The organism is Pseudomonas sp. NFACC42-2 (assembly GCF_900116055.1).
Lineage (GTDB): Bacteria > Pseudomonadota > Gammaproteobacteria > Pseudomonadales > Pseudomonadaceae > Aquipseudomonas > Aquipseudomonas marginalis.
Genome location: NZ_FOZO01000003.1, coordinates 212,382 through 238,431, shown reverse-complemented (window position 1 = coordinate 238,431; position 26,050 = coordinate 212,382). Strand labels below are relative to the sequence as shown.

Sequence of the window (26,050 nt, the reverse complement as noted above, 5' to 3'; positions counted from 1 at the left end):
CGTCGCCAAACAACGGAGCCTCCATGACCGCTGCCCGCCTGCTTCTCCCCCTGAGCCTTTGCCTGCTCGCCGCCTGCGCCAGTGCGCCGAAGCAAAACGTCACCGTGGAAGAACAGGGCGCTTGCCCGCTGCAACTCAAGACCGGGCAAAACCTGATCCTCACCCTGCCAAGCAACCCCACCACCGGCTACCGCTGGGCCATCCAGGATTCCGCCGGTGGCGTACTGCGTGCGCTGAGCCCCGAGGTGTACAGCAGCTCGGAATCCGGTGTGATCGGCGGCGGTGGCCAGTCCACCTGGCGCTTCCAGGCATTCACGGCCGGCCAGGGTCGTTTGCGCCTGACCTCCCAGCAACCCTGGGAACCGGAAGCCGAGCCCGCCGAGACCTTCGATTGCGCCATTACGGTGAACTGATATGCCATGGCTGATTCTTGCGTTGATGGGCGCAGGCACCTTTATCTACGGCCTGAGCACCCATGCCACGTTGCTGTGCCTGCTGGTCAAGCCGCTGCCGGTGCTGGCGCTGCTGGGCTGGCTGCATGATGCGCCGCCGACCGACTATCGACGCTGGATCAGCCTCGGGCTGATTTTCTCCCTGGTCGGCGATGTATTGCTGGCCTGGCCGGGCGACCTGTTTATCTTCGGCCTCGGCGCTTTCCTGTGTGCCCACCTGGCCTATCTCAAAGCCTATTTCAGCGACTGTCGCCGTCTGGCGCTGGTGCCGTTGGTATTGGCGCTGGGCGTGGGCGCGATCCTGCTGGGCATCCTGATCTCCCACGGTCTTGGCGAACTGCTGGTACCGGTGGTGATTTACGCACTGGTGATCAGCGCCATGCTCTGGCGCGCGCTGGCACGCGTGGGCAGCGATGTACCGAAACGCTCGGCGCTGCTGGCGGCGGCGGGCGCGGTGTCGTTTGTGTTTTCCGACACGCTGATAGGTATCAACCGGTTTGTGCTGTCATTCGACGCCGCGCCGTATTTGTTGATCGTCACCTACTGGCTGGGACAGTGGGGCATCACCGCCTCGGCTTTCCATCAGACAACCCGCGCACACGAGGGCCAACTTGGCTAAAATGCCGGCCTTTCCCCTTCGTCGCCGGAACAACCGTGAGCAAAGAACCCGATCGCCTATTCGCCCAGCCCCTGCCCCAGGTGCCGGACTTCGCCTTTAACGAGGACGTGGTGCGGGTGTTCCCGGACATGATCAAGCGTTCGGTGCCCGGTTACCCGACGATTGTCGAAAACCTCGGCGTGCTCGCGGCGCAGTTTGCCCAACCGCACAGTGTGCTCTACGACCTGGGTTCGTCCCTGGGTGCGGTGACCCAGGCCTTGCGCCGTCATGTGCGCACCGACGGTTGCCGCGTGATCGCGGTGGATAACTCGGCGGCCATGGTCGAGCGCTGCCGCGAATACCTCAATGGCCAGGACTCGATGTTCCAGGAGCTGCTGCCGGTCGAGGTGATCGACGGCGATATCCTCGCGTTGCAGTTCCAACCGGCCTCGGTGGTGGCGTTGAACTTCACCCTGCAATTCATCGCCCCGGATGAGCGCCTGGCGTTGCTCGGGCGTATCCGCCAGTCATTGCTGCCCGGCGGTGCATTGATCCTTTCGGAAAAGCTGCGCTTCAATGACCTGGAAGAGCATGCGCTGCTCACCGACCTGCATATCGCATTCAAACGCGCCAACGGCTACAGCGAACTGGAAATCGCCCAAAAGCGCAGCGCCATCGAAAACGTCATGAAGCCCGACAGCCTCGAAGAACACCGCGAACGCCTGCTGGCAGCCGGGTTCTCGAAAGTCGTGCCATGGTTCCAGTGTCTTAACTTTGCCTCGTTGATTGCCTTGCCATGATTGATCTGTCCCCCCTCGCCCGCCATCTGGTCGGCACCCCGCTGGCCGTATGGGCCCAAGGCCTGCAAGCGCAGCTCGATAGCAAGATGGAAAAGGGTCATGGCGACCTGGAGCGCTGGCAGAGTGCCCTGGACGCGCTGCCAAGGATCCAGCCCAGCGAAGTCGACTTGCTCAATGGCCTGGTGCTGGACACCGATTGCGACGACGCCACCCGCGCGCAGATGCACACCGCGCTGATGGGCTTGAGCCCGTGGCGCAAGGGCCCGTTCCACCTGTTCGGCGTGCATGTGGACACCGAATGGCGCTCGGACTGGAAATGGTCGCGTGTGGCCCCGCACCTGGACCTCAAAGGCAAACGCATCCTCGATGTCGGTTGCGGCAACGGTTACTACATGTGGCGCATGCTCGGCGCCGGGGCCGACAGCGTGATTGGCGTCGACCCGAACTGGCTGTTCTTCTGCCAGTTCCAGGCCGTACAGCGTTACCTGTCCGAACCCAAGGCCTGGCACCTGCCGTTCCCGTTTGAAGACCTGCCGGCGAACCTGGAAGGCTTCGACACGGTGTTTTCCATGGGGGTGTTCTATCACCGCCGCTCGCCGATCGAACATCTGCTGGCGCTGAAGGACACCCTGGTCAAGGGCGGCGAGCTGGTCCTGGAAACCCTGGTGGTGGAAGGCGACCAGCAACAGGTACTGGTGCCGGAAGACCGTTATGCGCAGATGCGTAACGTGTGGTTCCTGCCGTCGGTGCCGGCACTGATGCTGTGGCTGCGGCGTGCCGGGTTCAGTGATGTGAGGTGCGTGGACGTGAGCGTGACTACGGTGGAGGAACAGCGCGGGACGGCGTGGATGAAGTATCAGTCCCTCAGCGACTTCCTCGATCCGCAGGATCACAGCAAGACGATTGAAGGGCTGCCGGCGCCGATGCGGGCAGTCATCATCGCTAAAAAGTAAGCCCCCAAGCTCCCTGAAAAAATGAAGTGTTCTTTAGAGCGGGGGCTTGGCCCGGCGGGCCTTGAAGAATTCGCTCAGCACCGTGCCGCACTCCTCGGCCAGCACACCGCCTTCAAATAACACCCGATGGTTCAGAAAGCCCTGGGTAAAGAACTGCCCCTGGCTTTGCACGATCCCCGCTTTCGGCTCCAACGCGCCATACACCACCCGTGCAATCCGCGAATGCACGATCAGGCCGGCGCACATGCTGCACGGTTCCAGGGTCACGTACAGCGTACTGCCTGGCAGGCGGTAGTTGCTGACAGCCTGCGCGGCGGCGCGGATGGCGACCATTTCGGCGTGGGCACTGGGGTCATTGCCGCTGATCGGGCAGTTGAAGCCGCGACCGATGATGTCACCGTCCTGCACCAGCACCGCGCCCACCGGCACTTCGCCCAGCGCCGCGCCTTGGGCGGCAAGGGCCAGGGCTTCGCGCATGAAATCCTGGTCGCGGCTGCGGTCGATGATCGCCGTGGGGCGAAACTGGCGCATCACGCCACCTCGATGGCGGCCATCAGGCCGGTTTCCATATGGTCGATCACGTGGCAGTGGAACATCCACACCCCGGGGTTATCCGCCACCAAGGCCACGCGGGCGCGTTCGTTCTTGCCCAGCAGGTAAGTGTCGGTGAAATACGGGATCACCTTGTGGCGGTTCGAGGCGATCACCTTGAAGCTCATGCCGTGCAGGTGGATCGGGTGCTGGTACTGGGTCATGTTCTTCAATTCGAAAATGTAGCTCTTGCCTTTTTCCAGCTTGGCAATCGGGCGGTCGGCGCAGGTCTTGTCGGTGATGTCCCAGGCCTGGCCGTTGATCTGCCAGAGGCTCGGCGGCTTGCCATTATCGACATTCACCGACACTGAACCGACCCACTCGAAATTGAAGTTGAGTTTCTCCGCATTGGCCAGGTCCGGCTCGGCAATCGGGTTGGCGGGCAATGCCGGTGGCCATTCGGTCGGTGCGTCGGTGTTGGCGACTGAGCGGAAAGTGCCCAGGCGCACCGGGCCGTTGCGGATCGACAGTTCTTCACCCGCCGGCGGCGCCTTGATCGCCAGGCAGATACGCATGCCCGGACCCAGCCAGTATTCCTTGCCCAGCGGGCGCGGTTCGACAGGGTTGCCGTCCAGCGCGTAGATCTGCGCTTCGACGTCGGGGATGTTGATGCGATAGGTCAGGGTGTTGTCGAGGTTGAGCAGGCGCACGCGGGTGATCTGCCCGGCGGGCAAGTCGATCACCGCCTGGGATACGCCATTGATGGTCGACAACCGCCCGGCCGTACCGCCGCGCGCGGCCTCACGGGGAATGCTGAAGGCGACAAAGGCGCCCTCTTCGTCCACGTGCCAGCTCTTCAGGCTGAGGGTGCGTTCGTGTTTGAACCCTGTGGGTTCGCGTTCTTCGATGATCAGCGGGCCGACCAGGCCGCGGCCGAGTTCTTCGCTGCTGTTCACATGGGGGTGATACCAGTAGCTGCCGGCGTCGGGCACGCGGAATGTGTAGTCGAAGTATTCGCCGGGCAGCACCGGCAATTGCGAGACGTAGGGCACGCCGTCCATTTCCAGCGGCAGGCGGATACCGTGCCAGTGGATCGTGGTGGCGACCGGCAGGTGGTTGATAAAGCGCACGCGCAGCCATTCACCCTGGCGCACGCGCAACTCGGTGCCCGGCGCCGACGGGCCAAAGGCCCAGGCTTCGGTCTTGTGCCCCGGCACCAGTTCCACATCGAGCGGCGCGGCGATCAGTTCATAATCGTGCCCCGCTTCGGCTTCGGCGACTTTCCCCAGCCAGTAGCGGTAGGCGCCACCGGCACCGACGCCCACTACGGCCAGGCCTGCAAGACCACCCAGGATTTGTCGACGGGAAAAGGATCGGGACACAACAACCTCACGTATCTGCCGCAGGCGCAGGGCCTGCAAAGGGCGGATACGATACACCTGCATTGGCTAAACAGTAAGGCTTCGCATTGCCGCGGATCTGCGGTCAGCGCTTGGCGACCGCCAGGATCAGCGCCTTCATCTCGGCCACCGCGCCTTTGAAACCGACGAACAGCGCGTGGGCCACCAGCGCGTGGCCGATGTTCAGCTCGTTGATGCCCTTGATCGCGGCCACGGCTTCGACGTTGTGGTAGTGCAGGCCGTGGCCGGCATTGACGATCAGGCCTTCATTAAGGCCGCAGTTCACACCGTCAATGATGCGCTGCAGCTCATCCGCCACGTCGGTCGGTGTGGTGGCGTCGGCGTAACAGCCGGTGTGCAGTTCGATGGCCGGCGCGCCGACACGGCGGGACGCTTCGATCTGGCGCTCGTCGGCGTCGATGAACAGCGAGACCTCGCTGCCGATCTTCGACAGGCGCTCCACGGCGGCCTTGATCCGCGCTTCCTGGCCGGCCACGTCGAGGCCGCCTTCGGTGGTCAGTTCCTGGCGGGTTTCCGGCACCAGGCAGATGTGCGCCGGGCGAATGCGCTCGGCGAAGGCCATCATTTCTTCGGTGACGCCCATCTCGAAGTTCATGCGGGTTTGCAGCACGTCCTTGAGCAGCAGCACATCACGCTCCTGGATGTGGCGGCGGTCTTCGCGCAGGTGCACGGTGATGCCGTCGGCACCCGCTTCTTCGGCGTCCAGCGCGGCCTTGACCGGGTCAGGGTAACGGGTGCCCCGGGCCTGGCGCAGGGTAGCGACGTGGTCGATGTTGACGCCAAGAAGAATGCGATTGCTGGTGGTCACGGAAGCGCTCCTGAAAAGGGGAAGAAACGCTGCACAGCATACACGGGGATGTCAGGGCTTTCGAAACAACTCGCGACTGACCAACGGCCGTCCGCCCAAGTGCACGGCCAGGGCCTGGCGCATCAAGCGCTTGGCGGCGGACAAGGCACCGGGAGCGCTCCAGTCGGCCTCGCTCATGGCCAGCAGTTCGGTGCCCTGGAACAGCCCCGGTTGCAGCAGGTACACACGCTCCAGGCCTGCATCCACCTGCAGGCGGTACATGCCGTCGGCGGCGATGGGGTCGCCGTGCAGGTCGTTGTTCAGTTCGAAGCCGTAGCCCAGGTCGTCGAGCAGTCGCCATTCGAAGGCGCGCAACAGCGGCTCCAGGGGGCGGCCCTCTGCCAGAGCCAGCAAGGTGGCGGCGTAGTGATCGAAGACCGCCGGGTGCGGGTCTTCGGCGGGCAGCAGGCGGATCAGCAGCTCATTGAGGTAGAGCCCACTGAACAATGCATCGCCATTGAGCCAGGCGGATGTGCCGACGCTTTCCAGGCGGCCGACGTTTTTCAGCTCGCCCTTGCCACGAAACTCCACGTCCAACGCCACGAAGGGCCGCGCCAATGTCCCCGCCTTGCCCCGCGCGCTGCGCAACACCGCGCGCAGGCGGCCTTGGGGCGTGAGGAAATCCACCAGGGCGCTGGTCTCGCGGTAGGCGCGGCTGTGCAGCACATAGGCGAGTTGGCTGGGGGGCGGGGATTGGGACATGGGTTCTCTATCTTGAAAACAACACAAACCTAATGTGGGAGGGGGCTTGCCCCCGATGGCGGTGGTTCAGTCACTTATCTATTAACTGACCCACCGCTATCGGGGGCAAGCCCCCTCCCACATTTTCAGCCCTGCGGTGCCCTTACAGGTCGCCGTAGCCAAGGGAGCGCAACGCACGCTCATCATCGGACCAACCACCCTTAACCTTCACCCACAGGTTAAGCATGATCTTGGAATCGAACAGCAATTCCATGTCCTTGCGCGCTTCGGTGCCGATGCGTTTGATGCGCTCGCCCTTGTCGCCGATGATGATTTTCTTCTGGCCGTCACGTTCGACGAGGATCAGCGCATGGATGTGCAGGGTCTTGCCCTGCTGCTTGAACTCTTCGATTTCGACGGTGATCTGGTACGGCAGCTCGGCGCCCATCTGGCGCATGATTTTCTCACGCACCAGTTCGGCGGCGAGGAAACGGCTGCTGCGGTCGGTGATCTGGTCTTCCGGGAAGAAGTGCTCGTTCTCCGGCAGGTAGCCGGCGATCACGCGCTCCAGGGCTTCGAGGTTGTGCCCGTGCTGGGCCGAGATCGGCATGATCTGGGCGTTCGGCAGTTGCTCCTGCAACCAGCTCAGGTGCGGCATCAGCTCGGCTTTGTCTTCGATGCGGTCGGTCTTGTTCAACGCGACGATCAACGGGCCGGTGACGTACTGAACACGCTCCAGCACCATCTGGTCTTCGTCGGTCCACTTGGTGCGGTCGACCACGAAGATCACCACGTCGACGTCTTTCAACGCTGCCGAGGCGGTCTTGTTCATGTAGCGGTTAAGGGCTTTCTCGCCGCCTTTGTGCATGCCCGGGGTGTCGACGTAGACCGCTTGCACGCTGCCTTCGGTCTTGATGCCCAGCATGTTGTGGCGGGTGGTCTGCGGCTTGCGCGAGGTGATTGCAAGCTTCTGGCCGAGGATATGGTTCAGCAGCGTGGACTTGCCCACGTTCGGGCGGCCGACGATGGCAACATAGCCACAGCGTGTTGCGGTTGAATCAGTCATGGCCATTCTCCACGCCCAGGGCAATCAGTGCTGCAGCGGCCGCTACCTGTTCGGCAATACGACGGCTCACACCCTGACCTCGGCTTTTTTCATTCAGTAAGGTGATTTCACATTCCACGAAGAACACGCGGCAATGGGGCTCACCCTGGATATCCACCACTTCGTAGCGTGGCAGGTCGCAACCGCGCGATTGCAGGAATTCCTGCAGGCGGGTCTTCGGATCCTTGTTGGTGTCTACCAGCGTGAGGCTTTCGATCTCGGAGGTCAGCCACGCGGTGACGCGCTCCTTGGCCGCTTCCATGCCGGCATCGAGGTAGATCGCGCCGATCAACGCCTCAAGCGCATCGGCCAGGATCGACTCACGGCGAAAACCGCCGCTCTTCAACTCACCGGACCCCAACCGCAGGTACTCGCCCAGGCCAAAGCCACGGGCCAGCACGGCCAGGGTCTCGCCTTTTACCAGGCGTGCGCGCAGGCGTGACAACTGGCCTTCACGGGCTTGGGGGAAGCGCTCGAACAGCGCTTCACCGGCGACGAAATTGAGGATGGCATCACCGAGGAATTCCAGGCGTTCGTTATTACGCCCTGCAAAGCTGCGGTGTGTGAGGGCAAGGACCATCAATTCCTGATCCTTGAAGGTGTAGCCGAGCTGGCGCTCGAGACGACTTAGAGAAACGGTCACGGTTTACCCATATCTGTGTGGTGGCACCGGCGGCCATCGACGATTGACGCAGTGTTCAAATTCAAATCCTGTTGGTATTGCACGGGGACGGAAAATGTCCAGGCCCCAGAAAAGCAGTCGGCGCTGTGTGCACAGCGCCGCTTGTATTACTTGATCAGCCCGACCCGCGAGAAGTTCGGCAGGTGGCTGAGCTTGGGTTCCGGCCAGCTCATCCAGACCGCAAAGGCCTTGCCGACGATATTCTGGTCGGGAACCATGCCCAGCAGGTCCTTGGGAATGCTGGGGTCATCCCAGTAACGGCTGTCATTGGAGTTGTCGCGGTTGTCGCCCATCATGAAATAGTGCCCGGCCGGCACTTTCCACTCACCATCAGGCATGGCGCGGTAGCGGCTCATTTCCTTGCGGATCTCGTGCTCTACCGCACCGAGTTTTTCCTGGTACAGCTCGGCACTGCCCAGGCTGTTCGGTTCGGAACCGATCAGCTTCTCGGCCACCGACTCGCCGTTGATAAACAGGCGCTTGTCGCTGGTGTAGCGAATCACGTCGCCCGGCAGGCCTACCACACGCTTGATGTAGTTGACGTTCGGGTCGCTCGGGTAGCGGAACACCATCACATCGCCGCGCTGCGGATCACCGACTTCGATGACCTTCTTGTCGATCACCGGCAGGCGAATCCCGTAGGAGAACTTGTTCACCAGGATGAAGTCGCCCACGTCCAGGGTAGGTTTCATCGAGCCCGACGGGATCTGAAACGGTTCCACCAGGAACGAGCGCAGCACCAGCACGATGAACAACACCGGAAAGAACGACTTGCCGTATTCAACCAGCAAGGGCTCTTTGTTCAGCTTCTCGATCACCATGCCATCGGGCTGGCTGACGCTGCCCTGATAGGACGCGATAGCCGCCCGCCGACGCGGGGCGAAGAACACCAGATCGAGCAACGCCAGGAGACCGCAAACGGCAACGGCGATGACCAGCAACAGCGGGAAATTTAGCGACATAGGACCTAACTATCCAACCTGAGCACCGCAAGGAAGGCTTCTTGTGGAATTTCCACGTTGCCCACTTGCTTCATGCGTTTTTTACCGGCCTTTTGCTTCTCAAGCAGCTTGCGCTTACGGCTGACGTCGCCACCGTAGCATTTGGCCAGTACGTTCTTTCTGAGTGCCTTGACGGAGGTTCGCGCAATGATCTGCCCGCCAATGGCGGCCTGGATCGCGACGTCGAACATCTGGCGCGGAATCAGTTCTTTCATCTTCTCGGTCAACTGGCGACCTTTGTAGTGCGCGTTGTCCTTGTGCACGATCAGTGCCAGGGCATCGACCTTGTCGCCGTTGATCAACACATCCAGTTTCACCAGATTAGCCGATTGGTAACGGTCGAAATGATAATCCAGCGAAGCATAGCCGCGACTGGTGGATTTGAGACGGTCAAAGAAGTCCAGGACCACTTCGTTCATCGGCAAATCGTAGGTCACTTGCACCTGGGTACCGAGGAACAGCATGTCGTGCTGCACGCCACGCTTTTCGATACACAGGGTAATGACGTTGCCCAGGTGTTCCTGCGGCACAAGGATATTGGCCCGCACGATCGGTTCGCGCATGTCTTCGATGGAAGACAGGTCTGGAAGCTTGGACGGGTTGTCGACGTAAATCGTTTCACCGTTTTTGAGCAGCAGCTCGAAAATAACCGTCGGCGCCGTGGTGATCAGGTCCAGGTCGTATTCGCGCTCCAGGCGCTCCTGGATGATTTCCATGTGCAGCATGCCGAGGAAGCCGCAGCGGAAGCCGAAGCCCAGGGCGTCGGAGCTTTCCGGGGTGTACTGCAACGACGAGTCGTTGAGGGTCAGCTTTTGCAGGGCTTCGCGGAAGTCTTCGAAGTCGTCGGAGCTGACCGGGAACAGGCCGGCGTAGACCTGCGGCTGGATGCGCTTGAAGCCCGGCAGCACGTCGACGTCAGGGGTGGAGCTCAAGGTCAGGGTGTCACCCACCGGCGCACCGTGGATGTCCTTGATACCGGCGATGATGAAGCCTACTTCACCGGCTTTCAGATCAGTGGTCGCGGTGTGCTTGGGGTTGAATACACCGACGCTGTCCACCAGGTGGATCTTGCCGGTGGACTTGACCAGGATCTTGTCGCCCTTCTTCACGCGGCCGTGGCGCACGCGTACCAGGGAGACAACCCCCAGGTAGTTGTCGAACCAGGAGTCGATGATCAACGCCTGCAGCGGATCTTCGTAGTTGCCGGTGGGGGCTGGAATGGTCTTGACCAGGCGCTCGAGCACTTCGTCGACGCCCAGGCCGGTCTTGGCGCTGCACTCGACGGCGTCGGTGGCGTCAATGCCGATGATTTTTTCGATTTCTTCCTTTACCCGGTCCGGATCGGCCTGTGGCAGGTCGATCTTGTTCAGCACCGGCATGACTTCCAGGCCTTGCTCGATGGCGGTGTAGCAGTTGGCCACGGACTGGGCTTCAACGCCCTGGCCCGCGTCCACCACCAGCAGCGCACCTTCGCAGGCCGCCAGGGAGCGGCTGACTTCATAGGTGAAGTCCACGTGGCCCGGGGTGTCAATGAAGTTCAGCTGGTACTTGATACCGTCTTTGGCGGTGTAGTACAGGGTAACGCTGTGGGCCTTGATGGTGATCCCGCGCTCGCGTTCGAGGTCCATGGAGTCCAGCACCTGGGCTTCCATTTCACGCTCGGCAAGGCCGCCGCACATCTGGATGAATCGATCGGCCAGCGTCGACTTACCATGGTCAATGTGGGCGATGATGGAGAAATTGCGGATATGACTCAAATCACTCACGGATCAACACTCAAAAAGGCTGCAGGCAGATTGCCCGCTGAAAAATAGCCGGGAATTGTACCTGATGCTCAGGCCGGGCGTCATCTTTGCTGACCAGAACAAAAATGCCCCGCTCATCCGAGCGGGGCATTTTTTATCCATCGGTGCGCTATCAGCCCGCTCGGCGCAGCAGCCAGAACCCGGCCAGGGCGCAGATGGCCGTCGGCACCAGCACTGCAAACAGTGGCGAGAACCCGAACACCAGGCTCGACGGGCCGAGCAGGTCCTGGGCGATGCGGAAGGTGAAACCGACCAGCACGCCAGTGAATACCCGCTGGCCGAGGGTCACGGAGCGCAACGGACCGAAGATGAACGAGATCGCCATCAGCACCAGTGCGGCGGTCACCACCGGCTGCAACACCTTGACCCAAAATGCCAGCCAGTAACGACCGTTATTCAAGCCTTGATCCTTCAGGTAGTGGATATAGCCCCACAACCCGGAGATCGGCAGGCTTTCGGGGATCATCACCACCGTATTGAGCAGTTCCGGCTTGAGCGCGATATCCCACTCTTCACTCGGCACATTGATCACTTCGGTGCTGGCCTTGGTGCCTTGGCCGACATTGCGGAAGTAAGTCGTGGTGACGTCGGTCAGTTGCCACTTTTCGTCGCCGTACTGCGCGCGTTTGGCGAAACTGGACGACAGCATGTGACGTTCCTTGTCGAACGTGTAGCGCGTCACACCGATCAACAGCCCGCCCGGTTGCACGGCGTTGATGTGGATGAACTCATCACCCTGGCGGTGCCACAGGCCATGCTTGGCGCTTTGTGCATCGCCCGAGCCCTGGGCCAGGGCTCGATTGGCCTGGGCGGTGGTTTCGGCCGGCGGCGCGACGTATTCACCGATCAGCACGCTGCACAGCATCAGCAGCAACATTGGCTTCATGACCGCCCAGACGATACGCCCGATGGACACCCCGGCGGCGCGCATGATGGTCAGTTCGCTGTTGCTGGCCAGGCTGCCCAGGCCGATCAGGCAACCGATCAGCGCGGCCATCGGCATCATGTCGTAGAGACGACGCGGCGCGGTCAGTGCCACGTAGCTGAGCACGTCCCATACGGTATAGGTGTCGCTGACGTTACCGACTTCATCGATGAAGGCGAACAACGAGGCCAGGCCCAGGATAATGCCCAGTACCGCCAGGATGGCGATCAGGACGCTGCTACCAATGTAGCGATCGAGCTTAGCCACGAGCCAACTCCTTCTGGCCACGACGGCTCATCATTTTCAAACGAATAGGCTCCCAATACAGCAGCCCCAGGCCGATCACCAGGAACATGCCGTGCACCCACCACAGGCCCAGGACCGGCGACAGCTTGCCTTTCTCCAGGGAGCCGCGGGCGGAAATCAGGATGGTGAGGTAAGCCATGTACAGCAGGATCGCCGGCAACAGCTTGAGGAAACGGCCCTGGCGCGGGTTGACGCGCGACAGCGGCACGGCCATCAGGGTCACGATAAACACCAGCAGCGGCAGGGAAATCCGCCATTGCAGCTCGGCGATGGAACGCAGTTCCTTGCTGCCGATCAGGTCCGCCGTGGGGATGGCGTCGCGGTCGGTGACTTCGTCGCTGATGTCCGGGCGGGCCAACATCACGCCATAGGTGTCGTACTTGATCGCGCGATAGTCGGCCATGCCTGGACTGCCATCATAGCGATAGCCATTTTCCAGGATCAGGTAGCGGCTGCCGTCAGGACGCACTTCCTGGCGGCCCGAATCGGCCACCAGTACGGAAATGCCCCGGTCTTTCTTGTCCTGGCCAAACCGTTTCTCGGAGATGAACACACCGCCCAGGTTGGCGCGGTCGTCGGTCAAGGTTTCCGTGTAAGTCACCCGTGAGCCGTCATTGAGTGCCTGGAAACGGCCCGGCTCGAGGGTATCGAACTCGGTCATCGCGTCCTGTTTGTTCAGCACCAGCTGGAACTGCATCGCGCCCTGGGGAGCCAGGCTCAGGCTCAGCCAGGCCACGATCAGCGCAACGCCGGCCGCCGGAATCATGGTCATGCCCAGCAGGCGCTGCTGGCTCATGCCGGTGGCCGAGAGCACGGTCATTTCACTTTCAAGGTACAAGCGGCCGTAGGCCAGCAGGATGCCGAGGAACAGGCCCAGCGGCAGGATCAGTTGCAAGAATCCCGGCAGGCGAAAGCCCATGATCAGGAACAGCGAGCCTGGGTCCAGGGCGCCGGAGGCAGCCTGGGCCAGGTATTTGACGAAACGACCACTCATGATGATGACCAGCAGGACCGCACTCACGGCACTCAGGGTCAACAGGACTTCGCGGGACAGATAACGGAAGACGATCAAACCAGACACTCCAGGGTTGTCAGGCTAAGGCGGCCAAACAAGCAAGCATACCGAGTCAGCCCGTTTGCACCGGACCGGCTAAAAAGATGGCGCATTATCCTGTGATTGACCGCGCCTGTCACTGCGCAACCTCATGTGCAGGCACAAAGGGTTGTCAGGCTCCGTCGGCGAGGTTCAAACTGCCGCCTTTGTCGCTGGTGGTTTACACAGCCGCCACGCTTTAAAGCCTGCGTACAGACGCCAGGCTCTCAGACCTTATATAAGGGACCCGAAAATGGAATTGGTTGTAAAAAGCGTTAGCCCCGAAACGTTGAAAACCGCCACCCTCGTGGTCGCCATCGGCGAAGGCCGCAAGCTCGGCGTAGCCGCCAGGCAGCTCGACGAACTCAGCGGCGGCGCGATCAGCGCGGTTCTCAAGCGCGGCGACCTGGCCGGCAAAGTCGGCCAGAGCCTGCTGCTGCAAAGCCTGCCCAACCTCAAGGCCGACCGCGTATTGCTGGTGGGCGTGGGCAAGGACGCTGAACTGGGCGACCGTCCGTTCCGCAAGATCATCAGCGGCATCCTCAACACCCTCAAGGGCCTGGGCGGCAGCGATGCGGCACTGGCACTCGATGAAATCGTCGTAAAAGGCCGTGACAGCTACGGCAAGACCCGCCTGCTGGCCGAGACCCTGGTGGACGGCGGCTACATTTTCGATCAGTTCAAGAGCCAGAAAACCGAACCCCGTGCCCTGAAGAAAATCACCCTGCTGACCATCAAGGCCGCCCAGGCTGAAGTCGAGCGCGCCGTGACCCACGCCCAGGCCATCGCCAATGGCATGTCGTTCACCCGCGACCTGGGCAACCTGCCGCCGAACATCTGCCACCCGACCTACCTGGGCGAACAGGCCAAGGCATTGGGTAAAGAGTTCAAAGGCCTGAAAGTCGAAGTCCTGGACGAGAAGAAGATCAAGGAACTGGGCATGGGCTCGTTCTATGCCGTGGGCCAGGGCAGCGACCAGCCGCCACGCCTGATCGTGATGCAATACAACGGCGGCAAGAAGTCCGAGAAGCCTTACGCCCTGGTCGGCAAAGGTATTACCTTCGACACCGGCGGCATCAGCCTCAAGCCGGGCCTGGGCATGGACGAGATGAAGTACGACATGGGCGGCGCCGCCAGCGTGTTCGGCACCCTGCGCGCCGTGCTGGAACTGAAGCTGCCGATCAACCTGGTGTGCATCCTGGCCTGCGCCGAGAACATGCCGAGCGGCGGCGCAGCCCGTCCGGGCGACATCGTCACCACCCTCAGCGGCCAGACCGTGGAAATCCTCAACACCGACGCCGAAGGCCGCCTGGTCCTATGCGATGCCCTGACCTACGCTGAGCGCTTCAAGCCACAGGCCGTGATCGACATCGCCACCCTGACCGGCGCCTGCATCGTGGCCCTGGGTTCCCACACCTCGGGCCTGCTGGGCAATAACGACGAGCTGATCGAGCAACTGCTCAGCGCCGGCAAGGCCGCCGACGACCGCGCCTGGCAACTGCCGCTGTTCGATGAGTACCAGGAACAGCTGGACAGCCCGTTCGCCGACATCGCCAACATCGGCGGCCCGAAAGCCGGCACCATCACGGCTGCGTGCTTCCTGTCGCGTTTTGCCAAGAACTTCAACTGGGCACACCTGGACATCGCCGGCACGGCCTGGACCAGCGGCGGCAAGGACAAGGGCGCCACCGGCCGTCCGGTGCCATTGCTGACCCAATACCTGCTGGACCGCGCCAAAGCCTGACACTGAAGATGCCGGGGTGGTGATCTCGCCGCCCCGGCCTCAGGAACCGCAATGACCCAAGTCGACTTCTATATATTGCCCAGCGCCGATCCGCTCGCGCGCCTGGACTTCGCCTGCAAGCTCACCGAGAAAGCCTGGCGCATGGGCCACCGCATCTACCTGCATTGCAGCGATGCCGCCCAACGCGACGAGCTCGACGCCCGCCTGTGGCGTTTCAAGGGCGAAAGCTTCGTGCCCCACGGCCCCGCAGAATCAGAACCCGAAGGCCAGGTTGTCCTGGGTTTGGGGGACAGTTGCGGCAATCACCAGGACCTGCTGGTCAACCTGGACCTGAAAGTACCGCCTTTTGCCAAGGCCTTCGCCCGTGTGGCGGAAGTGGTGGTGGAAGATCCGGCTATTCGTCAGGCCGCGCGGGAGAGTTTCCGTTTCTACCGCGAACAGGGCTATCCTTTGCAAGATCACCGGCTACAACGACTTTGAGTACATGATGGACACTCCCAACCCGACAAAAAAAGATGACCACCTGCTGGACGACCTCGAGTCGATCCGCCAGTTGCTGGGTGATGATGACTTGCAACCGCCGCTATTGACCGAACAGGCCGATGGCGAGGTACAGATTCCGCTGTTGTTCGACATGGTCGGCGGCAAGCAGGTCGCCCCGGAACCGGTTGTCGAAGCCCCCGTTGTGGTGGACGCTGCCCCTGCTGCGGCTGAAAAGGGCCCCGACGCCCTGCTGCTGCACCTGGACAACGAACTGCGTGCCGCTGCGCAATTGATCATGCAAGACGTGATCGACGACTTTGCCCCCCATATCGAAACCGAGATCAAGCGCCGGATGGATGCGCGGATGGAGCGGCTGCTCAGCCAGTACCAGTCTTGAACCGTCCATAGATCCCCTGTGGGAGGTGGCAAACTCCTCCCACATTTGATTGCCTGCACCTTAAGCCCGCCTTCGCCTCGCCCTGCGCCCTATCCCCCGTTATACTTGCCGGCTTTCCTGAATATATGCCAACTAGGGTCCCGCCGCGCATGGATAAGACCTACCAGCCGCACGCTATTGAAACTTCCTGGTACAACACCTGGGAGTCCGAGAACTATTTCGCTCCGCAAGGCGCGGGCGAGTCCTACACCATCATGATTCCGCCACCGAACGTCACTGGCAGCCTGCACATGGGCCATGGCTTCAACAATGCGATCATGGATGCGTTGATCCGTTTCCGCCGCATGCAGGGCCGCAATACCCTGTGGCAACCGGGTACCGACCACGCTGGTATCGCCACCCAGATGCTGGTGGAGCGCCAACTCGAAGCCACCGGCCAGAACCGTCACGACTTGGGTCGCGAGAAATTCCTGGAAAAAATCTGGGAGTGGAAAGACCAGTCCGGCGGCAACATCAGCCGTCAGATCCGTCGCCTCGGCTCGTCCGTGGATTGGAGCCGCGAGCGCTTCACCATGGATGACGGCCTGTCGGAATCGGTGAAAGAAGCCTTCGTGCGCCTGCATGAAGACGGCCTGATCTACCGCGGCAAGCGCCTGGTCAACTGGGACACCAAGTTGCACACGGCGATTTCCGACCTTGAAGTGGAAAACCACGACGAGAAAGGTTTCCTGTGGAACCTCAAGTACCCGCTGGCCGACGGCGCCAGGACCGCTGAAGGCAACGACTACCTGATCGTCGCCACCACCCGTCCGGAAACCATGCTTGGCGACGCCGCCGTCGCGGTCAACCCGAACGACGAGCGCTACCAGGCACTGATCGGCAAGTTCGTCGAGTTGCCGCTGGTAGGCCGCCGCATCCCGATCATCGCCGACGATTACTGCGACCCTGAATTCGGCACCGGCTGTGTGAAAATCACCCCGGCCCACGATTTCAACGACTACGAAGTCGGCAAGCGCCACAACCTGCCGCTGTTGAATATCTTCGACAAGAATGCCGCCGTGCTGCCGGCCTGCCAGGTGTTCAACCTCGACGGTACGCTGAACGAAAGCATCGACGGCAAGATCCCGGCCGAATACGCCGGCCTTGACCGTTTCGAAGCGCGCAAGCAGATCGTTGCCGCGTTCGACGCCGCCGGCCTCCTGGTCAGCGTCGACGACCACGGCCTGAAAGTGCCGAAGGGCGACCGTTCCGGCACCGTGATCGAGCCGTGGCTGACCGACCAGTGGTACGTGTCCACCAAACCACTGGCCGAGCCGGCGATTGCTGCCGTGGAGGACGGGCGTATCCAGTTCGTGCCCAAGCAGTACGAAAACATGTACTTCTCGTGGATGCGCGATATCCAGGATTGGTGCATCAGCCGCCAGCTGTGGTGGGGCCACCGCATTCCGGCCTGGTACGACGAGTCGGGCAAGGTCTACGTGGGCCGCGACGAAGCCGAAGTACGTGCCAAGCACAACCTCGGTCCCGACGTGGCACTGCAACAGGACAACGACGTACTGGACACCTGGTTCAGCTCGGGCCTGTGGACCTTCTCCACCCTGGGCTGGCCGCAGCAGACCGAATTCCTGAAGAAATTCCACTCCACCGACGTGCTGGTCACCGGCTTCGACATCATTTTCTTCTGGGTTGCCCGGATGATCATGCTCACCATGCACTTGGTGAAGAACGAGGACGGCACCCCGCAGGTACCGTTCAAGACCGTGTACGTGCACGGCCTGGTGCGGGATGGCCAGGGCCAGAAGATGTCCAAGTCCAAGGGCAACGTCCTCGACCCGCTGGACATCATCGACGGCATCGACCTGGAAACCCTGGTACAGAAACGCACCTCGGGCCTGATGCAGCCGAAACTGGCGAAGAAGATCGAGAAGCAGACCCGCGACGAATTCGCTGACGGCATTGCCAGCTACGGCACCGATGCGCTGCGCTTCACCTTCTGCTCGCTGGCGTCCACCGGTCGCGACATCAAGTTCGACATGGGCCGCGTCGAAGGCTATCGCAACTTCTGCAACAAGATCTGGAACGCCGCGCGCTACGTGCTGGACAAGGGCGAAGACTGCGGCCAGAACGGCGAGGCCATCGAACTTAGCCTGGCCGACCGCTGGATCATCTCGCAGTTGCAGCGCACCGAGGCCGAAGTGACCCGTCAACTCGACCAGTTCCGTTTCGACCTGGCCGCACAGGCCTTGTACGAGTTCATCTGGAACCAGTATTGCGACTGGTACCTGGAACTGTCCAAGCCCGTGCTGTGGGACGAAAACGCGCCGATCGAACGTCAGCGCGGCACCCGTCACACCCTGGTACGCGTGCTCGAAGTCGCCCTGCGCCTGGCGCATCCGTTCATGCCGTTCATCACCGAAGAAATCTGGCAGCGCCTCGCGCCGCTGGCCGGCAAAGACGGCAAGACCATCATGCTGCAACCTTGGCCGGTGGCCAACGAAGCACGCATCGATGAGGCGGCCGAAAGCGATATCGAATGGCTCAAGACCCTGATGCTCGGCACGCGCAACATCCGCGCCGAAATGAACATCGGCCCGGGCAAGCCCCTGGCGGTATTCGTGAAGAACGCCAACGCCGAAGACCAGCGTCGTCTCACCGAGAACGATGCGCTGCTCAAGAAGCTGGCGAAGCTGGAATCGATCACCGTATTGGCGGATGGCGCCGAAGCGCCACTGTCAGCGACCGCGCTGGTCGGCGAGATGGAAGTGCTGGTGCCGATGGCCGGCTTGATCGACAAGGGCGCGGAACTGGCCCGTCTCGACAAGGAAATCCTGCGCCTGCAAGGTGAAGTGGCGCGGGTGGGCGGCAAGCTGTCCAACGCGGCATTCGTCGACAAGGCTCCGGCTGAAGTGATCGACAAGGAACGCGCCAAGCTGGCCGAGGCCGAACAGGCTTTGGGCAAGCTGGCGGAGCAACATGCGCGGATTTCCAGCCTCTAAGGGTCAATCCGCGTGAAAAAAGAGACCTTCGGGTCTCTTTTTTTGCCTGGTGTTTCCCAATCCCTTGCTGGCAATACAGTCAATGTGGGAGGGGGCTTGCCCCCGATGGCGATCTGTCAGCCAGGCTAGTCTTGACTGATCCACCGCTATCGGGAGCAAGCCTCCTCCCACATTTGACCGAGTTATCCTCGGGAATGTGTGACAATGGCCGCCACTTTGAGCCAACACCAGAATCATCATGACCGCCCCCACTACGCCCAAACCTCCACGCAAGAAGCCTAAGACCGCAGCCACGGCCAAACCCGTCGCGCCGCGCAAAGAGGCTACCCTGCACCCACGCAACCGCCACACAGGTCGTTACGACTTCCAGGCGTTGATCAAGACCACGCCGGAACTGGCGCAATTCGTGATCATCAACCCCTATGGCAAAGAGAGCATCGACTTCGCCAGCCCGGACGCGGTGCGGGTGTTCAACCGGGCGTTGCTCAAGGCCTTCTATGGCATCCAGCATTGGGACATCCCGGCGGATTACCTGTGCCCGCCGGTACCGGGGCGTGCCGACTACGTGCACTTCCTCGCCGACCTGCTGGCCAGTGTCAACGAGGGCAAGATCCCGCGCGGTTCAATCGTCAAGGTGCTGGACATCGGCATGGGCGCCAACTGCGTCTACCCGCTGATTGGCTATATGGAGTACCGCTGGAACTTCCTCGGCTCGGAGGTCGACCCTATCGCCGTGGCCGCCGCCAAGGCCATCGTGCAGTCCAACGACCTGAGCAAGGTCATCCAGTTGCGCCAGCAGGAAAACCCCAAGCACATCCTGCTGGGCCTGCTGGAGCCGGGTGAGCGTTTTGACCTGACCATGTGCAACCCACCGTTCCATGCGTCCATGGACGAAGCCACCAAGGGCAGCGAGCGCAAGTGGCGCGCCCTGGGCCGGGCCGACCCCAAGCGCAAATTGCCGGTGCTCAACTTCGGTGGCCAATCGGCCGAGTTGTGGTGTGAAGGCGGTGAAGCGCGCTTCGTGACGCAGTTGATCGCCGAGAGTGCGCACTTTGCCCACAAGGTGTTGTGGTTCAGCACCCTGGTGTCAAAAGCGTCAAATTTGCCCGCGATCGAGACCGCCCTGAAAAAAGCCGGCGTGCTGGAAAGCCAGGTGGTGGAAATGTCCCAGGGCCAGAAGCAGAGCCGTTTCGTGGCCTGGACCTTCCAGACCAAGAACGAACAGCAGATCTGGCGCCAGCGCTGGGTGCGATAGAGACAAATCCCAGGCAACAAAAAACCGTGCCCGGATCGCTCCGGAGCACGGTTTTTTTTGCTGCGTCTTACTTGTTAACAGCGTCGGTCAGGCCTTTGGCCACAACCAGCTTGATAACTTTCTTGGCAGCGATTTCGATGGCAGCGCCAGTCGAAGGGTTACGGCCAGTACGGGCAGGACGCTCGGTCACTTTCAGTTTGCCAACGCCTGGCAGAGTGATTTCGCCGCCGTTTTCCAGCTGGTCAGCAACAACTTGGCTCAGTTGGTCCAGCAGAGCGCGCACGGTGGTTTTCGGTGCGTCTACTGCTTCAGCCAGGTCAGCGATCAGTTGGTCTTTAGTAATAGCCATTGTGGTGTTCCTTCCCTATCAAATTCATATGGATTGCAGAGTGCAGTGTCAGCCGTCGAGCCCGACCGTCATGGCCTGGCACCCCCGGCTATAACCACGGAGATCGGGGTTATAGATGCTTGAAACGGGGATTGGTTCGACCTGACAGATGCTGAATGCACGCTTATCGCCGAGACTTGGCGTAAGACGGGGCAAAACTAGCACAGAGACGGGGAAATATCCGCTTCTACCTACCCATTTGGTCAGCTTTATCGCTCTAAACCGTGAAAAAAAGGCATATGCCTCGTCCGAGAGCATCCAAAATGCCCTTCGACGCGTGTCTTGACCAATGGGTGCGGTACACTGGGCGACTTTTCGGGGAGGCCGACCGCTCCCCTTCAACCAGCCGAGAAGCCCATGCCGATCCGTCATTGCATCGTCCACCTGATCGACAAAAAACCCGACGGCACACCCGCAGTTCTCCACGCCCGCGACTCCGAGCTCGCCGAGTCGGCCGCCATCGAGAACATGCTTGCCGACCTCAACGAGAGCTACAACGCCAAACAAGGCAAGGCCTGGGGTTTCTTCCATGCCGAATCCGGCGCGCACCCGTTCAGCGGCTGGTTGAAGGAATATTTCGAGGGTGGCCAGGATTTCACCACGTTCAGCCGCACCGCCGTCGAACATCTGCAAAAACTGATGGAAGAGTCCAACCTCTCCACCGGCGGCCACGTGCTGTTTGCCCACTACCAGCAAGGCATGACCGACTACCTGGCCATCGCCCTGCTGCACCACAGTGAAGGCGTGGCGGTGACCGACGAGCTGGACGTCACCCCGTCGCGCCACCTGGACCTGGGCCAGTTGCACCTGGCAGCGCGTATCAACGTGTCCGAGTGGCAGAACAACAAGCAGTCCAAGCAGTACATCTCGTTTATCAAAGGCAAGAACGGCAAGAAGGTCTCGGAATACTTCCGCGACTTCATCGGCTGCCAGGAAGGCGTCGACGGCCCGGGCGAGACGCGCACCCTGCTCAAGGCCTTCAGCGACTTCGTCGAAAGCGAAGACTTGCCGGACGAATCCGCCCGCGAAAAAACCAAGACCCTGGTGGATTACGCCAGCAGCCAGGCCAAACTCGGCGAACCCATGGGCCTTGAAGAATTGTCGGGGTTGATCGATGAAGATCGGCCCAAGGCGTTCTACGACCATATCCGCAACAAGGACTACGGCCTGTCGCCGGAAATCCCGGCGGATAAACGCACCCTCAACCAGTTCCGCCGCTTTACCGGGCGCGCCGAGGGCCTGTCCATCAGTTTTGAAGCGCACCTGCTGGGCGACAAGATCGAGTACGACGAAGCCGCCGGCACCTTGATCATCAAGGGCCTGCCGACCCAACTGACCGACCAGCTCAAGCGCCGTAACTGATGCTGGGCGGGGTCCTCAAGAAAGTCCTGCTGGTATTGCTGGTGGTGGTGGTTATCCAGAACTGGGGCAAGGTCGAGCGGCTGTTCAACCCTTCCCAGGTGGTGCCGGAGCAGACGCGAGCCTCGGCGCGGGTGGTGCTGTATGCCACCGAGTGGTGCGGCTACTGCAAGCAGATCCGCCGCTTCCTCGACCAGAAGGGCATTCCGTACCAGGCCGTCGATATCGAGAAGGACGCCCAGGCGCGCAAGGCGTATGAGGCGCTGGGTGGTGGCGGGATTCCGTTTGTGGACGTGAACGGCACGCTGATTCGCGACTACAACCCTGACGCGATCATGGCCGCGCTGAAGTAATCAGCGCACCACGATTACCCGCCCCAACAGACTGTGCTGCTCGAACCCCAACACCGCTTGCAAGGCGTTGAGTACCGCCTGCGGGTCCTTGCTCGGGAAGCTGCCGCTGACGCGCCTGGCGCCCATCGCTTCGTTGAGCAGCAGGATGCGGCCAGGGTAGTAACGCCCCAAGTCCTTGACCACATCGGCCAGCGGTGCCTTGTAGTAGTTGAGCCAGCCATCCCGCCAGGCCAGGCGGGATTCGCTGTCGACCGCGTGCAAGGGATCGGCGCTGCCATCGGCGTAGGCCACTTGCTGGCCCGCCGTCAGAATTTGCTGCGGGCCCTGTTTCGACGCGGTCACGCCCACCCGCCCCGACAACACTGTTACCTCGGCCCCCGCCGGTTGCAGGCGCACTTCGAACTGCGTCCCCAGCACCCGCGCTTCGCCGCCGCCCGCCTCGACCACAAAGGAGTCGCCGGTGTGGGTGACGCTGAAAAAACCTGCACCGCGACGCAATTGGATATGCCGCTCACCGTGGCTGAAGTCCACGGCAATGGCGCTGTCCGCATCCAGCGTGACCCGGGATTGATCGGCCAGGGTGACGGTCTTCACTTCTCCCGGTGCGCTCACGTAATCGGCGCCGAAGTCATCGATCCAGCGCGAAGGCTGCCAACCGGCGCCCATGGACACCATCAATACCAGGCATGCCGCCAGGGCCAAGGCGCCGGACCAGCGCACCACCCGCGAGCGCCTAGGGGTGTTCATCGCATTGAGGTAGCCCTGCAGTGCCAGCGCGTCCTCATCCGCCAGTTGGCGTGCCGGCACTTCGCTCAACTCCCAGAGCACCTGGGCCTGGGCATAGGCTTCGACGTGCGCAGGATCTGCCCTTAGCCAGCGGCTGAACGTGGCCTGGTCGCCACTGCTGGGCTGGTCGTGCAACAGGCTCAGCCAGGCCAGTGCGGCTTGTTCCTGGTCTGGCGTGGAGGTCGGATTCACGGTGCTTTCCCTGGCGTGCGCGATGGCGATGGTTCGCGAAGGCTGGCTTTGCAGGCTTCGAGGGCACGCATCATATGTTTTTCCACGGCGCTTTGGGACAGGCCCATGGCCTTGGCGATTTGCGCGTACTTGCGCCCGTGAATGCGGTTGAGCAGGAAGATCTGCCGGGTGCGCTCCGGCAGGCTGCGCAGGGCGGCTTCGACATGCCGCAGGTCGTTGCCCGCCTCGAGCGCCGCCTGGGGCTCGGAGCCCTGGTTATCCTGCTGTTCCGGCAGCCAGCCTTCACTGCTGCGCACCCGCGCGCCTTCGCTGCGCAGGTGGTCGATGGCGATATTGCCGGCGCAGCGCAACAGGTAGGTGCTGAGTTCTTCGACCTGCACCAATGGCCGACGCCAAAACCGCAGGAACAGGTCCTGCACCAGGTCGGCCGCAGTGGCGCGGCACCCGACACGGCGGCTCACCAACGCTTCCATCTGCGAACGCTGGGACAGGAACACCTGCAGGAAATGCGCACGCCCACCCGCCGCGTCAGCCTGGGGGCTGTCCTGGGAATCGGGTGGGGTGCTGATCATCATGGCAGGGGCTCAGAAAACAGCGAAGGCCGCAACAGGGCTGGCCAGCAGGCCGACGCCTGCCAGGAGCAAGGCCAGCCTTGGCCGATACGGCAGCAACAGCACCAGCAACAGGGCACTGAGCATCAACACCGCGCACCACTCCACCAGGCCCAGGCCCCAACCGGCGACAGCCACGGCGGGCCAGATCGACACGGTCAGCAGCAGCCAACCGATGACGCGCAAAACAATACGCCGCCGAGGCGATGGCCTGCTGTGCAGCAGTTCGCCGTGGTGACGGTCGGTGGACAGGCACAAGGCGGTAAACCCGGCGTAACACATCAGCAGCGCGAGGAGCATTCAGTTCGCCTCCTGCTTGAGTTGCAGCGGCCGCGCCCGTTCGGTCTTGGCCTGCGGGGCCTTGCGGTGCCGCATCTTCCAGGCTGCCCAGGCGAGGAATAGGCCGCTGGCCAGGCAGGTCAGGTCGAAGCCGGCCATGGCCCAGTCACCCGTCGCCAGTGAAGCGCCCAAGTGCTGCGACGTGGTCAGGGCATTGAGCAACGGGATTGCGGCAAACAGCAGTGCTGCGAAGCTCAATTGCTCAACCCAACCCTGGCGGCCCCGGCGCAGGATCGCGTGCAACAGGCTCAGGCCCCAGGTGATAAAGAAGGCCTGCACTTCCCAATCGGAGCGCTCGGCAAAGCCCACTGGCAATAAACGGTTGGTCCAGAAGAAGGCTGCAATGGCGATCAACAGCCCGGACATGCTGGCGATGTTCAGCACTTCCACCAGCCGCAGTTCAAACGGCATCACGCCGCTTTTTGCATGTTTGAGTTGCCGCTTGCCGAGCCAGATCACCAGCCCCGTGCCGATCATCGCCGTGCCCGCCAGGCCGCAGATAAAGTACAACCAGCGCAGCACCGGACCGGCGAAATGGCCCATGTGCAGGCCATAGAAGCTGCCGCCGATCGCCGCCGGCAGCGATGGTTCAGCACTGACCCGCAACAACTCGCCGGTGTTGCCGTTGAACGACACGGTACTGCCGAAGTCATGCACCACGCGGTCGGAGCTGGCACGGAACACGTTGACCGAAGCGTTTACATCACTCGGGTTGTTCACCGCCAGCCGCCCGACATGCCCACCCGCCCACTGCGCCCTCGCCTGCTCGTACATCGGCAGCAATGACAGCAATTGGCCTGGCTGGCCCAGCGCCGGCGCGTTGTTGGTGGCGGGGAACACGTCATTGAAGAAGGCCCGGGTGTCGTTGCCATAGGAGGCCACGATCGGCGCAGGCATCACCATGCTCATGAAAATCACCAGGCTGCTGTAGGTGATCATCAGGTGAAACGGCAGCACCAGCACACCCACCGCGTTATGCCCGTCGAGCCAGGAACGCTGGCCTTTGCGGGGGCGGAAGGTGAAGAAGTCCTTGAAGATTTTCTTATGGGTGATGATGCCCGTGATCAATGCCACGAACATCACCATCGCTGCGATGGTCGACAGCCAGCGGCCCCACGGGTAAGGCATTTGCAGCTGGAAGTGGAAGCGATAGAAGAACTCCCCGCCCATGCTTTCCCGGGCCTCTACGGCCTGCCCACTCACGGGGTCGAGGGTTTTCTGAATGAAATTGCCGCGTTTGCCGGGGTCGACTTTGTCTTGCCACATCACAGACAGGCCAGGGTCGCGGCTATCCGGCAAGGTGATGAACCAGCGTGCGGCCGTGGGTGCGGCCTTCTGCAGGTAGTCCTGGGCGACGCTCAGGCTGCGCGCGTCATCCAGGGGGTGGGCCTGTACCTCGGGCTGCATCCAGTGAGTGATCTCATCCTTGAAATAGGCCAGGGTGCCCGTCAGAAAAATCGCAAACAGCAGCCAGCCAAAGATCAGCCCTGCCCAGGTGTGCAGCCAGGCCATGGCCTGGCGAAAGCCCTCTTTCATATGCGTGCCATCCACAAGCCCAGGCCTGCCAAGGTAGCGAACGCCGCGCTCGGCAGCAGCACGCCACACCAGGCGCGCCATGCCGTACGACAGGCAAAGCACCAGAGCACCGCCAACAGGTAGAACACGAACGAACTCATCATCCCGGTGATCACCGCATCGGCGCGGGAGACAGGCATCCACAGCGCCAGGCAGATGCTGGCCAGGGACGCCATCAGGTAACCGCCGACGACAGCAGCCAGCACGCGCGACGTAACGGCGAGACGATAGGAGGCAGGCAGTGAGGTTTTGCTTTTCATGCGGGAGGCGCCAGGTTCATCAGCGCGCAATATTAATGATAAATATTCTCATAAGCAAAACAGAACGGATGAAACACCTGCCTTCGTGCATTGCCGAACGGTTTCCAGCGCC

Annotated in this window: 27 protein-coding genes; 11 read left to right on the top strand and 16 right to left on the bottom strand. The window is 61.8% G+C overall.

Annotated elements, in window-relative coordinates; genetic code table 11:
* Positions 1 to 23: 23 nt before the first annotated feature.
* Genes BM416_RS08445 through cmoB form a run of 4 tightly spaced genes read left to right on the top strand, consistent with a single transcriptional unit; the run spans position 24 to position 2,803 of the window.
* Entirely contained in the window at positions 24 to 413 is a 390-nt protein-coding gene (locus BM416_RS08445) for a protease inhibitor I42 family protein (RefSeq protein WP_092487281.1), read from the top strand.
* Between the two features lies 1 nt (position 414).
* Positions 415 to 1,071, top strand: a complete 657-nt coding sequence (locus BM416_RS08440) for a lysoplasmalogenase (RefSeq protein WP_092487278.1) — start codon at positions 415 to 417, stop codon at positions 1,069 to 1,071.
* 35 nt (positions 1,072 to 1,106) lie between these two features.
* Positions 1,107 to 1,850 (top strand): carboxy-S-adenosyl-L-methionine synthase CmoA, encoded by a 744-nt coding sequence (cmoA, locus tag BM416_RS08435; RefSeq protein ID WP_065926593.1) that lies wholly within the window; start codon positions 1,107 to 1,109, stop codon positions 1,848 to 1,850.
* A complete protein-coding gene (gene cmoB, locus BM416_RS08430) occupies positions 1,847 to 2,803 on the top strand; it encodes a tRNA 5-methoxyuridine(34)/uridine 5-oxyacetic acid(34) synthase CmoB (protein ID WP_092487275.1) in 957 nt (318 codons plus the stop codon). Before cmoA ends, cmoB begins: the two co-directional genes overlap by 4 nt.
* Positions 2,804 to 2,836: 33 nt before the next feature.
* Here the strand turns inward: cmoB and tadA are convergent, their stop codons facing one another.
* The 10 genes from tadA to lptF form a co-directional block, all read right to left on the bottom strand.
* On the bottom strand, positions 2,837 to 3,334 hold the full coding sequence (tadA, locus tag BM416_RS08425) for a tRNA adenosine(34) deaminase TadA (protein WP_027604657.1): 498 nt from the start codon (positions 3,332 to 3,334) through the stop codon (positions 2,837 to 2,839).
* Positions 3,334 to 4,716, bottom strand: a complete 1,383-nt coding sequence (locus tag BM416_RS08420) for a multicopper oxidase family protein (RefSeq protein ID WP_139237736.1) — start codon at positions 4,714 to 4,716, stop codon at positions 3,334 to 3,336. The genes tadA and BM416_RS08420 overlap by 1 nt, the downstream gene beginning before the upstream one ends.
* Before the next feature lie 103 nt (positions 4,717 to 4,819).
* The gene (pdxJ, locus tag BM416_RS08415; protein ID WP_092487269.1) at positions 4,820 to 5,563 is read right to left on the bottom strand and encodes a pyridoxine 5'-phosphate synthase; all 744 of its coding nucleotides are present in this window, start codon (positions 5,561 to 5,563) and stop codon (positions 4,820 to 4,822) included.
* 51 nt (positions 5,564 to 5,614) lie between these two features.
* Positions 5,615 to 6,304 carry a DNA repair protein RecO gene (recO, locus tag BM416_RS08410; protein ID WP_092487267.1) on the bottom strand — a complete coding sequence of 230 codons (690 nt, stop codon included), beginning with the start codon at positions 6,302 to 6,304 and terminating at the stop codon, positions 5,615 to 5,617.
* 142 nt (positions 6,305 to 6,446) lie between these two features.
* Positions 6,447 to 7,349: a GTPase Era gene (era, locus tag BM416_RS08405; RefSeq protein ID WP_027604661.1), complete on the bottom strand. Its 903-nt coding sequence runs from the start codon at positions 7,347 to 7,349 to the stop codon at positions 6,447 to 6,449.
* Complete coding sequence (rnc, locus tag BM416_RS08400) at positions 7,342 to 8,031, bottom strand: ribonuclease III (RefSeq protein WP_027604662.1); 690 nt, start codon at positions 8,029 to 8,031, stop codon at positions 7,342 to 7,344. Before rnc ends, era begins: the two co-directional genes overlap by 8 nt.
* A 146-nt stretch (positions 8,032 to 8,177) precedes the next feature.
* A complete protein-coding gene (lepB, locus tag BM416_RS08395; RefSeq protein ID WP_027604663.1) occupies positions 8,178 to 9,032 on the bottom strand; it encodes a signal peptidase I in 855 nt (284 codons plus the stop codon).
* A gap of 5 nt (positions 9,033 to 9,037) precedes the next feature.
* Positions 9,038 to 10,837 (bottom strand): translation elongation factor 4, encoded by a 1,800-nt coding sequence (lepA, locus tag BM416_RS08390; RefSeq protein WP_027604664.1) that lies wholly within the window; start codon positions 10,835 to 10,837, stop codon positions 9,038 to 9,040.
* 151 nt (positions 10,838 to 10,988) lie between these two features.
* Complete coding sequence (lptG, locus tag BM416_RS08385) at positions 10,989 to 12,068, bottom strand: LPS export ABC transporter permease LptG (RefSeq protein ID WP_092487264.1); 1,080 nt, start codon at positions 12,066 to 12,068, stop codon at positions 10,989 to 10,991.
* Entirely contained in the window at positions 12,061 to 13,179 is a 1,119-nt protein-coding gene (gene lptF / locus BM416_RS08380) for an LPS export ABC transporter permease LptF (RefSeq protein ID WP_092487261.1), read from the bottom strand. The genes lptG and lptF overlap by 8 nt, the downstream gene beginning before the upstream one ends.
* Before the next feature lie 274 nt (positions 13,180 to 13,453).
* On the opposite strand from lptF, the gene BM416_RS08375 reads away from it, so the two are divergent.
* From BM416_RS08375 to rlmF, 5 genes are all read left to right on the top strand, one after another.
* Complete coding sequence (locus tag BM416_RS08375) at positions 13,454 to 14,944, top strand: leucyl aminopeptidase (protein WP_065924182.1); 1,491 nt, start codon at positions 13,454 to 13,456, stop codon at positions 14,942 to 14,944.
* Between the two features lie 51 nt (positions 14,945 to 14,995).
* Positions 14,996 to 15,424 (top strand): DNA polymerase III subunit chi, encoded by a 429-nt coding sequence (locus tag BM416_RS08370; RefSeq protein WP_027604668.1) that lies wholly within the window; start codon positions 14,996 to 14,998, stop codon positions 15,422 to 15,424.
* 7 nt (positions 15,425 to 15,431) lie between these two features.
* On the top strand, positions 15,432 to 15,824 hold the full coding sequence (locus tag BM416_RS08365; RefSeq protein ID WP_065924183.1) for a DNA polymerase III subunit chi: 393 nt from the start codon (positions 15,432 to 15,434) through the stop codon (positions 15,822 to 15,824).
* A gap of 149 nt (positions 15,825 to 15,973) precedes the next feature.
* Positions 15,974 to 18,820, top strand: a complete 2,847-nt coding sequence (locus BM416_RS08360) for a valine--tRNA ligase (protein WP_092487258.1) — start codon at positions 15,974 to 15,976, stop codon at positions 18,818 to 18,820.
* Between the two features lie 238 nt (positions 18,821 to 19,058).
* On the top strand, positions 19,059 to 20,075 hold the full coding sequence (rlmF, locus tag BM416_RS08355; protein ID WP_027604671.1) for a 23S rRNA (adenine(1618)-N(6))-methyltransferase RlmF: 1,017 nt from the start codon (positions 19,059 to 19,061) through the stop codon (positions 20,073 to 20,075).
* A 67-nt stretch (positions 20,076 to 20,142) separates the two neighbouring features.
* On the opposite strand, the gene BM416_RS08350 is transcribed toward rlmF, so the two are convergent.
* Positions 20,143 to 20,424, bottom strand: a complete 282-nt coding sequence (locus BM416_RS08350; protein WP_003188840.1) for an HU family DNA-binding protein — start codon at positions 20,422 to 20,424, stop codon at positions 20,143 to 20,145.
* Between the two features lie 396 nt (positions 20,425 to 20,820).
* Between BM416_RS08350 and yejK the strand changes: the two genes are divergently transcribed.
* On the top strand, positions 20,821 to 21,825 hold the full coding sequence (gene yejK / locus BM416_RS08345; protein WP_012722392.1) for a nucleoid-associated protein YejK: 1,005 nt from the start codon (positions 20,821 to 20,823) through the stop codon (positions 21,823 to 21,825).
* On the top strand, positions 21,825 to 22,175 hold the full coding sequence (locus tag BM416_RS08340) for a glutaredoxin family protein (RefSeq protein ID WP_092487255.1): 351 nt from the start codon (positions 21,825 to 21,827) through the stop codon (positions 22,173 to 22,175). The genes yejK and BM416_RS08340 overlap by 1 nt, the downstream gene beginning before the upstream one ends.
* Here BM416_RS08340 and BM416_RS08335 read toward each other — a convergent pair whose 3' ends face one another.
* From BM416_RS08335 to BM416_RS08315, 5 genes are read right to left on the bottom strand one after another with little or no spacing between them, the layout of a single operon-like run.
* Complete coding sequence (locus tag BM416_RS08335; RefSeq protein WP_092487252.1) at positions 22,176 to 23,153, bottom strand: FecR family protein; 978 nt, start codon at positions 23,151 to 23,153, stop codon at positions 22,176 to 22,178.
* Entirely contained in the window at positions 23,150 to 23,728 is a 579-nt protein-coding gene (locus BM416_RS08330) for an RNA polymerase sigma factor (RefSeq protein WP_027604674.1), read from the bottom strand. The genes BM416_RS08335 and BM416_RS08330 overlap by 4 nt, the downstream gene beginning before the upstream one ends.
* Positions 23,729 to 23,737: 9 nt before the next feature.
* Positions 23,738 to 24,064 (bottom strand): DUF3325 domain-containing protein, encoded by a 327-nt coding sequence (locus BM416_RS08325; protein WP_092487249.1) that lies wholly within the window; start codon positions 24,062 to 24,064, stop codon positions 23,738 to 23,740.
* Positions 24,065 to 25,639 (bottom strand): PepSY-associated TM helix domain-containing protein, encoded by a 1,575-nt coding sequence (locus tag BM416_RS08320; protein WP_092487247.1) that lies wholly within the window; start codon positions 25,637 to 25,639, stop codon positions 24,065 to 24,067.
* The gene (locus BM416_RS08315) at positions 25,636 to 25,938 is read right to left on the bottom strand and encodes a DUF3649 domain-containing protein (protein ID WP_092487244.1); all 303 of its coding nucleotides are present in this window, start codon (positions 25,936 to 25,938) and stop codon (positions 25,636 to 25,638) included. Before BM416_RS08315 ends, BM416_RS08320 begins: the two co-directional genes overlap by 4 nt.
* Positions 25,939 to 26,050: the final 112 nt, after the last annotated feature.

Excerpts from the sequence above, each read along its gene's own strand:
- BM416_RS08350 (WP_003188840.1), bottom strand. The coding sequence starts at position 20,424 with ATGGCTATTACTAAAGACCAACTGATCGCTGACCTGGCTGAAGCAGTA.
- BM416_RS08340 (WP_092487255.1), top strand. The coding sequence starts at position 21,825 with ATGCTGGGCGGGGTCCTCAAGAAAGTCCTGCTGGTATTGCTGGTGGTG.
- BM416_RS08440 (WP_092487278.1), top strand. The coding sequence starts at position 415 with ATGCCATGGCTGATTCTTGCGTTGATGGGCGCAGGCACCTTTATCTAC.
- cmoB (WP_092487275.1), top strand. The coding sequence starts at position 1,847 with ATGATTGATCTGTCCCCCCTCGCCCGCCATCTGGTCGGCACCCCGCTG.
- BM416_RS08370 (WP_027604668.1), top strand. The coding sequence starts at position 14,996 with ATGACCCAAGTCGACTTCTATATATTGCCCAGCGCCGATCCGCTCGCG.
- yejK (WP_012722392.1), top strand. The coding sequence starts at position 20,821 with ATGCCGATCCGTCATTGCATCGTCCACCTGATCGACAAAAAACCCGAC.
- lepB (WP_027604663.1), bottom strand. The coding sequence starts at position 9,032 with ATGTCGCTAAATTTCCCGCTGTTGCTGGTCATCGCCGTTGCCGTTTGC.
- BM416_RS08360 (WP_092487258.1), top strand. The coding sequence starts at position 15,974 with ATGGATAAGACCTACCAGCCGCACGCTATTGAAACTTCCTGGTACAAC.
- BM416_RS08330 (WP_027604674.1), bottom strand. The coding sequence starts at position 23,728 with ATGATGATCAGCACCCCACCCGATTCCCAGGACAGCCCCCAGGCTGAC.
- rlmF (WP_027604671.1), top strand. The coding sequence starts at position 19,059 with ATGACCGCCCCCACTACGCCCAAACCTCCACGCAAGAAGCCTAAGACC.
- tadA (WP_027604657.1), bottom strand. The coding sequence starts at position 3,334 with ATGCGCCAGTTTCGCCCCACGGCGATCATCGACCGCAGCCGCGACCAG.
- BM416_RS08445 (WP_092487281.1), top strand. The coding sequence starts at position 24 with ATGACCGCTGCCCGCCTGCTTCTCCCCCTGAGCCTTTGCCTGCTCGCC.
- BM416_RS08325 (WP_092487249.1), bottom strand. The coding sequence starts at position 24,064 with ATGCTCCTCGCGCTGCTGATGTGTTACGCCGGGTTTACCGCCTTGTGC.
- BM416_RS08365 (WP_065924183.1), top strand. The coding sequence starts at position 15,432 with ATGGACACTCCCAACCCGACAAAAAAAGATGACCACCTGCTGGACGAC.
- BM416_RS08375 (WP_065924182.1), top strand. The coding sequence starts at position 13,454 with ATGGAATTGGTTGTAAAAAGCGTTAGCCCCGAAACGTTGAAAACCGCC.
- BM416_RS08315 (WP_092487244.1), bottom strand. The coding sequence starts at position 25,938 with ATGAAAAGCAAAACCTCACTGCCTGCCTCCTATCGTCTCGCCGTTACG.
- recO (WP_092487267.1), bottom strand. The coding sequence starts at position 6,304 with ATGTCCCAATCCCCGCCCCCCAGCCAACTCGCCTATGTGCTGCACAGC.
- BM416_RS08320 (WP_092487247.1), bottom strand. The coding sequence starts at position 25,639 with ATGAAAGAGGGCTTTCGCCAGGCCATGGCCTGGCTGCACACCTGGGCA.
- era (WP_027604661.1), bottom strand. The coding sequence starts at position 7,349 with ATGACTGATTCAACCGCAACACGCTGTGGCTATGTTGCCATCGTCGGC.